4 protein-coding genes are annotated in these 6655 nt (G+C 42.6%); 3 read left to right on the forward strand and 1 reads right to left on the reverse strand.

Annotation, left to right across the window (positions count from 1 at the left end):
• The first annotated feature begins 220 nt into the window (after positions 1-220).
• Together FTT87_RS09305 and pta are read left to right on the forward strand one after the other, a co-directional pair.
• Entirely contained in the window at positions 221-1444 is a 1224-nt protein-coding gene (locus FTT87_RS09305) for an acetate kinase (protein ID WP_180174733.1), read from the forward strand.
• A gap of 55 nt (positions 1445-1499) precedes the next feature.
• Positions 1500-3641 (forward strand): phosphate acetyltransferase, encoded by a 2142-nt coding sequence (gene pta / locus FTT87_RS09310; RefSeq protein WP_180174734.1) that lies wholly within the window; start codon positions 1500-1502, stop codon positions 3639-3641.
• Positions 3642-3752: 111 nt separating this feature from the next.
• Here pta and FTT87_RS09315 read toward each other — a convergent pair whose 3' ends face one another.
• The gene (locus tag FTT87_RS09315) at positions 3753-4364 is read right to left on the reverse strand and encodes a trans-aconitate 2-methyltransferase (RefSeq protein WP_180174735.1); all 612 of its coding nucleotides are present in this window, start codon (positions 4362-4364) and stop codon (positions 3753-3755) included.
• Between the two features lie 605 nt (positions 4365-4969).
• On the opposite strand from FTT87_RS09315, the gene FTT87_RS09320 reads away from it, so the two are divergent.
• Positions 4970-6496: a fumarate hydratase gene (locus FTT87_RS09320; protein ID WP_092820830.1), complete on the forward strand. Its 1527-nt coding sequence runs from the start codon at positions 4970-4972 to the stop codon at positions 6494-6496.
• The last annotated feature ends 159 nt before the right edge of the window (positions 6497-6655 follow it).

The raw sequence follows: 6655 nt of genomic DNA on the forward strand, positions 1-6655 counted from the left end.
GAGTACTATTTTATTAATAAATGAAAACCATCAACCAATAAATTCTATTTATTATTATTTCACTGGTCGATAGTGCTTAAGTCTAATCTCCTAAAGTCTATCTAGGACAGAAAATCAACACATGATACAACATGCAGACTGATCTGAATTGCATTGAAATGTACTGCATAAAGATCACTTTAGGGACGACTTATTTCAATTAAAATTCGGGTATTAAAACGTGTCTACATCAGTATTAGTTATTAACTGCGGCTCATCTTCTATTAAATATGCACTCGTTTCAGAACGTCGTGAAGATCGTATTTTTGGTTTAGCAGAAAATTTAGGTTCTGCTGAAGCACGCATTAAGGGTGTCACTGTTGGTGGCGCGCCACTCGAACTGTCTATTCCACATGCCGATCATGAAAAGGCTTTGGAAACCATTTTAGAACGTCTTTCTCATTATAATCCTCAAGCGATTGGGCACCGTGTCGTACATGGTGGCACATTGACCAAAGCTGAGTTATTAACACCAGAAATCATTGATCGTATTCGTGAAGCGACGCCACTTGCCCCGCTTCACAACCCTGCTCACCTTGTAGGAATTGACGCGACCATGCGTTTGTTCCCGGACCTTCCACAAGTGGCAGTATTCGATACAGCATTCCACCAAACCATGCCAGCGCATGCTTACCATTATGCTGTACCAAAATTCTTATATACAGAGCACAACGTGCGTCGTTATGGCTTCCACGGTACCAGCCATGCTTACGTGTCTGAACGCGGTTCAGAATTGGCAGGCAGCTTAAAACAAGGTGGCTGGTTAACTGCACATTTAGGCAATGGTAGCTCGACCTGTGCCATCTGGAATGGTCAAAGTGTAGATACGTCAATGGGCCTGACCCCGCTTGAAGGCATTGTGATGGGTACCCGTAGCGGTGATGTCGATCCAAGTTTGCACAGCTTCCTGGCTGCCAACTTGGGCTGGGATGTGTATAAAATTGACAGAATGCTGAACAAAGAAAGTGGTTTGCTCGGTCTATCAGACAATCTTTCAAATGACATGCGTACCTTGATTGAAGCATCAGAACAAGGCAATGAAGATGCAACGCTGGCCATTGAAGTATTCTGCTACCGTTTGGCTAAATCTCTGGCTGCTTTAAGCTGTGGCCTGCCACGTCTTGATGGTCTGTTCTTTACCGGCGGTATTGGCGAAAACTCGGCTTATATCCGTGAAAAGACCATGGCTTACTTACCTCACTTCGGTTTCAACTTAAGCAAAGAACAAAACAATAATTTAAAACGCGGTACAGAAGGTCGTATTGATGCTGGCACAGGTCCTCAAATCTGGGTCATTCCAACCGATGAAGAAGGCCGTATTGCCAAAGAAACAGCACACGTTGTAGAAGGCGAGGTAAATCAGTCAGCTGCAAAAAAGCCTGAATGTGAGACTACGATTGCTTAAGCAATCGTAGCCTACTTATGCTTTCAATAAATCCCTTTATGATTTAGAAAAAATTATGAAAACAATACTTTTGGTTCCTACAGAAATTGGTGTTGGCTTAACGTCTGCATGTCTTGGTTTAATTTATGCATTGGAATGCCAAGGTGTAAAAGCAGGTTTTCTAAAGCCTTTCTCTCAAGAATTACAGCCTGAAGCAGATCGCACCACTGCACTGTATCGTCACCTGTTCAAGCATGAAACCGTTGAACCGATTTCCTATGCGGCCCTGACTGAACGTTTAAAAAATGATGAAAATGACGAGCTGCTTGAAGATGCAGTACGTTTACACCGTGAAATTTCCAAACATCACGATGTCATTATTGTAGAAGGCGTGCTACCAAACGGACGTGATCCTTTTGCGACAGAACTCAATGCCACTCTGGCGAAAGCGCTTGATGCCAAAGTGATTATTGTCAGCAATGCCGACATTAACAATGCGGCAAAAACCGCGGCAAAAGTTGACAATCAATTACGCTTCTTTGGTGGTGCGACTTGCGAGCGTACTGCAGGCGTATTGTTCATGCGTACCAAAGGCTTGCCGGAAGATTCTGCACAGATTCCTGTGACGCTTGATCCAAACCTGCGTTTAATTAGCGATACCAACCGATTTGTGAGTGCAATTCAAAGCACGCACCCAATGATTGGTAAAGACTGTATGCCAGTCATTGGCTTAGTTCCATTTAGCAACACTTTAAGTGTGCCACGCATGTCTGACTTGGCTGTGCATATTTCTGCAGAATGGATTAACCAAGGTGAAGCAGCACAACGCCGTGTATTACACAGCAGCTTAATTGCATCAAATATTGAACACGAAATGCATAAATTCGTGGCAGGTGAACTCATCATCAGCGGTTCTGATCGTATTGATGTCTTGCTTGCAAGTAGCTTGGCAAGCAGTAATGGCATTCCACTGGCAGGTTTGGTTTTAACTGAACATCAGGCACCAAGCACTCAAGCTTTAGAATTCTGTCAAACAGCAATCAAAAATGGCTTGCCAATTTTACACACCAAATTGAGCACTTTTGACACAGCACAACAATTGCTGAATTTAAGCAATGAAATTCCGGTAGATGATACCGAGCGTGCTGAGCAGGTGACCCGTTTCGTGGCCAGCCACATCAATGCAGACTGGTTAACACAGTTAATCAGCGATACACATAAACCACGTTTATCTCCTTCTGCATTCCGTCATGAACTGGTGCAAAAATCAATTGCAGCGAAAAAGCGCATTGTTCTTCCTGAAGGGGATGAACCACGTACCATTCAGGCCGCAGCAATTTGTCAATCTCGTGGAATTGCCCACTGTATTCTGCTGGCAAAACCTGAAGCTGTGGTTGAAGTAGCAAAAGCACGTGGAATTGAATTACCGCATGATTTAGAAATTCTTGACCCAGACCTGATTCGCGAGAATTATGTCGGAAAAATGGTTGATTTACGTAAAGGCAAACTCAACGAGTTACAAGCGCGTGAACAGCTACAAGACACGGTAGTTTTAGGCACCATGATGCTGGCTCTTGATCAGGTTGATGGCTTGGTATCTGGCGCAGTCCACACGACAGCCAATACGGTTCGTCCTGCATTCCAGTTAATCAAGACTGCACCGGATTACTCACTGGTATCTTCAGTATTCTTTATGCTGTTGCCGGATGAAGTTTATGTTTATGGTGACTGTGCGATTAATCCTGATCCAGATGCAGAACAACTGGCTGAAATTGCTATTCAATCTGCAGACTCTGCTAAAGCGTTTGGTATTGATCCGCGCATCGCGATGATTTCTTATTCAACCGGTACTTCAGGTGCAGGGGCGGATGTAGAAAAAGTAGCCAAAGCGACTGAAATTGCCAAGCAACGCCGTCCAGACTTACTGATTGATGGTCCATTGCAATATGACGCAGCTTCGGTTGAAAGCGTAGGTCAGTCTAAAGCACCAGGCTCGCCAGTTGCAGGTCGCGCGAATGTATTTATTTTCCCTGACTTGAACACAGGTAACACTACCTATAAAGCAGTGCAACGTTCTGCCAATGTGGTGAGTGTTGGTCCAATGTTACAAGGCCTGAACAAACCTGTGAATGACTTATCACGTGGTGCATTGGTCGATGACATCGTGTTCACGATCGCACTGACTGCAATTCAGGCAGAGCAACAAGCGGCTCAATAATTCGTAAATTTAAGTTTTCCAAACCATCTGATTGAAAAATTGGGTGGTTTTTTTTTGATATTTTAAAATTTAACTTATCTATTCACCGACATTTTATTAAGCATGGCTTAATCAAAACTTTTGCGCCAACCACACCGTATGTCCTGTACAGTCCTGATCTTCCGCGACCATCTTTACCACTTCAAAACCGTGATCTTTCAATAATTGGCGATATTCATCTTGCGACAAACTGGCATGATACAGTACATCACCAAACAGATCTCCAAGAGCCTCTCCATGACTTGGCCCACTGGTGAACATCAAAGCTGCCCCTGTTTCAGCCAACTTAGAAAACTGAGCAAACATCTTGCGCTGATCATCTTGAGTCAAATGAAAAAAACTGTCCCACGCTAAAATCCCTTGAAACTTTTGACCTAAATCCAGCTGACGCATGTCTGCCTGAATCCAGTGCTGTTTAGGAAAGTTGTGCTTTGCCATTTCAATCATCGTATCTGAGCTATCCACACCCGTCACGGCATGACCTTGTTCAATTAAATAAGCCGCAACTGGTTTTCCCGAGCCACAGCCCAAATCCAGTATTTGAGCATGTTCAGGAATCAACGAAAGAAAATGATCGAGCCAGGTTTTTTCATACAGAAACTGGCCGCGTAATTCTGTCCATGCACGTGCATGTTTCTTATAAATTTTAATGATATTTTTCGCAAACTCAGACTGATCTTTCATGAGCAGTTTTTCTAAATGTTATTCTCAAGAGTATAGGCAGATTTAGATCCAGATTTGAAGATTTGAAGATTTGAAGATTTGAAGATTTGAAGATTTGAAGATTTGAAGATTTAGAATGTTTTTATTTTTGAGAAAATTTAAAGCAAAAAAAGAAGATAAAGCCTGTGCCTAATCTTCTTGCTGACCGAAACCCTATCACTGCAGGATATAAAGAAAAATTCATGACGGGAGCAATTGAAGGACGTCTGTATTTATCAGATGAGATTTGATGCACTTATGATGTAAAAATTTTAGGGCAAATTTATGACAACTTGACCACCTTTAACCCGAATAAGAAAACAGAAAAATTAAATTTTACTTTTCAATAATTCCAGATAAGAAATAAATTAAAACCATGTTAATCAACATCTTAAATGTAATTTTACCCAAAACAAGGATTACCCTTGTCATCTCTATGACAAAAATCACTCAAAAAACGACCATTCATTTGTGCTGAAATTCGCTATTAAACTTTCGGCCAAAAAGCATTCAAAATACCCACAAAACCTGCTTTTTATCTTATAATTTAGCCCGCTAGCTAACAGCCCGCTCAAGAGATATTTGATATGACAACTATTATCAAGCAAGATGACTTGATCACATCGGTAAAAGATGCGCTTCAGTTTATTTCTTACTATCATCCACAAGACTTTATCCAAGCGATGAGCCGTGCCTATGATCGTGAAGAGAACAAAGCCGCAAAAGATGCTATTGCACAAATCTTAATTAACTCCCGTATGTGTGCAGAAGGCCACCGTCCTATCTGTCAAGATACCGGGATTGTGAACGTATTTCTTGAAGTGGGTTTAGACGTTAAATTTGATTTAACCATGAGCCTGGATGATGCAATCAATGAAGGTGTGCGTCAAGGTTACCTGGAAAGCTCTAACGTACTTCGCGCATCAGTTTTAGCTGATCCTGCATTTGGCCGTAAAAACACCAAAGACAACACCCCTGCGGTCATCCATTACAAACTCGTACCAGGCAACAAAGTCGACATTACTGTTGCTGCTAAAGGTGGCGGTTCAGAAAACAAATCTAAACTTGCCATGTTGAACCCATCTGACTCAATCGTGGACTGGGTACTGAAAACTGTTCCAACCATGGGTGCAGGCTGGTGTCCTCCAGGTATGCTCGGTATCGGTATTGGTGGTACTGCTGAAAAAGCCATGATGCTTGCCAAAGAAGCATTGATGGAAGAGATCAACATGGACGAATTACTTCGTCGTGGTCCACAAAGCAAAATGGAAGAGCTCCGTATCGAGATCTTCGAAAAAGTAAATGCTTTAGGTATTGGCGCGCAAGGTCTTGGCGGTTTAACTACTGTTCTTGATATTAAAATTAAAGATTACCCATGTCACGCTGCAGGCAAACCAGTCGGTATGATTCCGAACTGTGCTGCAACTCGTCACGCACATTTCCAATTAGATGGTTCAGGTGTTGCTCACATTCAAGCACCTAAACTTGAAGACTACCCGGCTGTAACTTGGGATTCTTCATCTTCTAAACGTGTTGACCTGGACAACATCACACAAGAAGAAATGAACTCTTGGAAACCAGGCGATACTTTATTGCTTAACGGTACAATCTATACTGGTCGTGACGCTGCGCACAAACGTATGGTTGACATGTTGAATAACGGTGAAGAACTTCCTGTAGACCTTAAAGGCAAGTTCATTTATTACGTAGGCCCTGTCGATCCTGTAGGTGATGAAGTGGTTGGTCCTGCTGGTCCGACAACAGCTACACGTATGGACAAATTCACTCGTCAAGTGCTTGAAGCTACTGGCTTGTACGGCATGATTGGTAAAGCGGATCGTGGTCCGGCTGCTGTTGAAGCTATTAAAGACAACAAAGCGACTTACCTGATGGCCGTAGGTGGAGCTGCTTACCTGGTATCTAAAGCTGTTCGTGAAGCTGAAGTTGTCGCTTTTGCCGACTTGGGTATGGAAGCAATCTACAAATTCAAAGTTGAAGATATGCCTGTATCGGTTGCCGTTGATGTCAATGGTACGTCTATTCACGCAACTGCCCCTAAAATCTGGCAAGCAAAAATTGGGAAAATTCCAGTCGTTGACGCTGCTGCAAACTAATTTGCCAAAGCTAAAAAAAGCACCCTAATGGGCACTGCTGTCCCACAAATATCACAAGAAGAACCTCAATTGAGGTTCTTCTTGTTTTCGCCATTTTTTATCAGGCACAAAGAGTGACCTTAAAAGTTTCCTTTCAAATAAATTGACCTGAATAATTCG

The organism is Acinetobacter sp. YH01022, from assembly GCF_013420235.1.
GTDB lineage: Bacteria > Pseudomonadota > Gammaproteobacteria > Pseudomonadales > Moraxellaceae > Acinetobacter.

Excerpts from the sequence above, each read along its gene's own strand:
- pta (WP_180174734.1), top strand. The coding sequence starts at position 1,500 with ATGAAAACAATACTTTTGGTTCCTACAGAAATTGGTGTTGGCTTAACG.
- FTT87_RS09315 (WP_180174735.1), bottom strand. The coding sequence starts at position 4,364 with ATGAAAGATCAGTCTGAGTTTGCGAAAAATATCATTAAAATTTATAAG.
- FTT87_RS09320 (WP_092820830.1), top strand. The coding sequence starts at position 4,970 with ATGACAACTATTATCAAGCAAGATGACTTGATCACATCGGTAAAAGAT.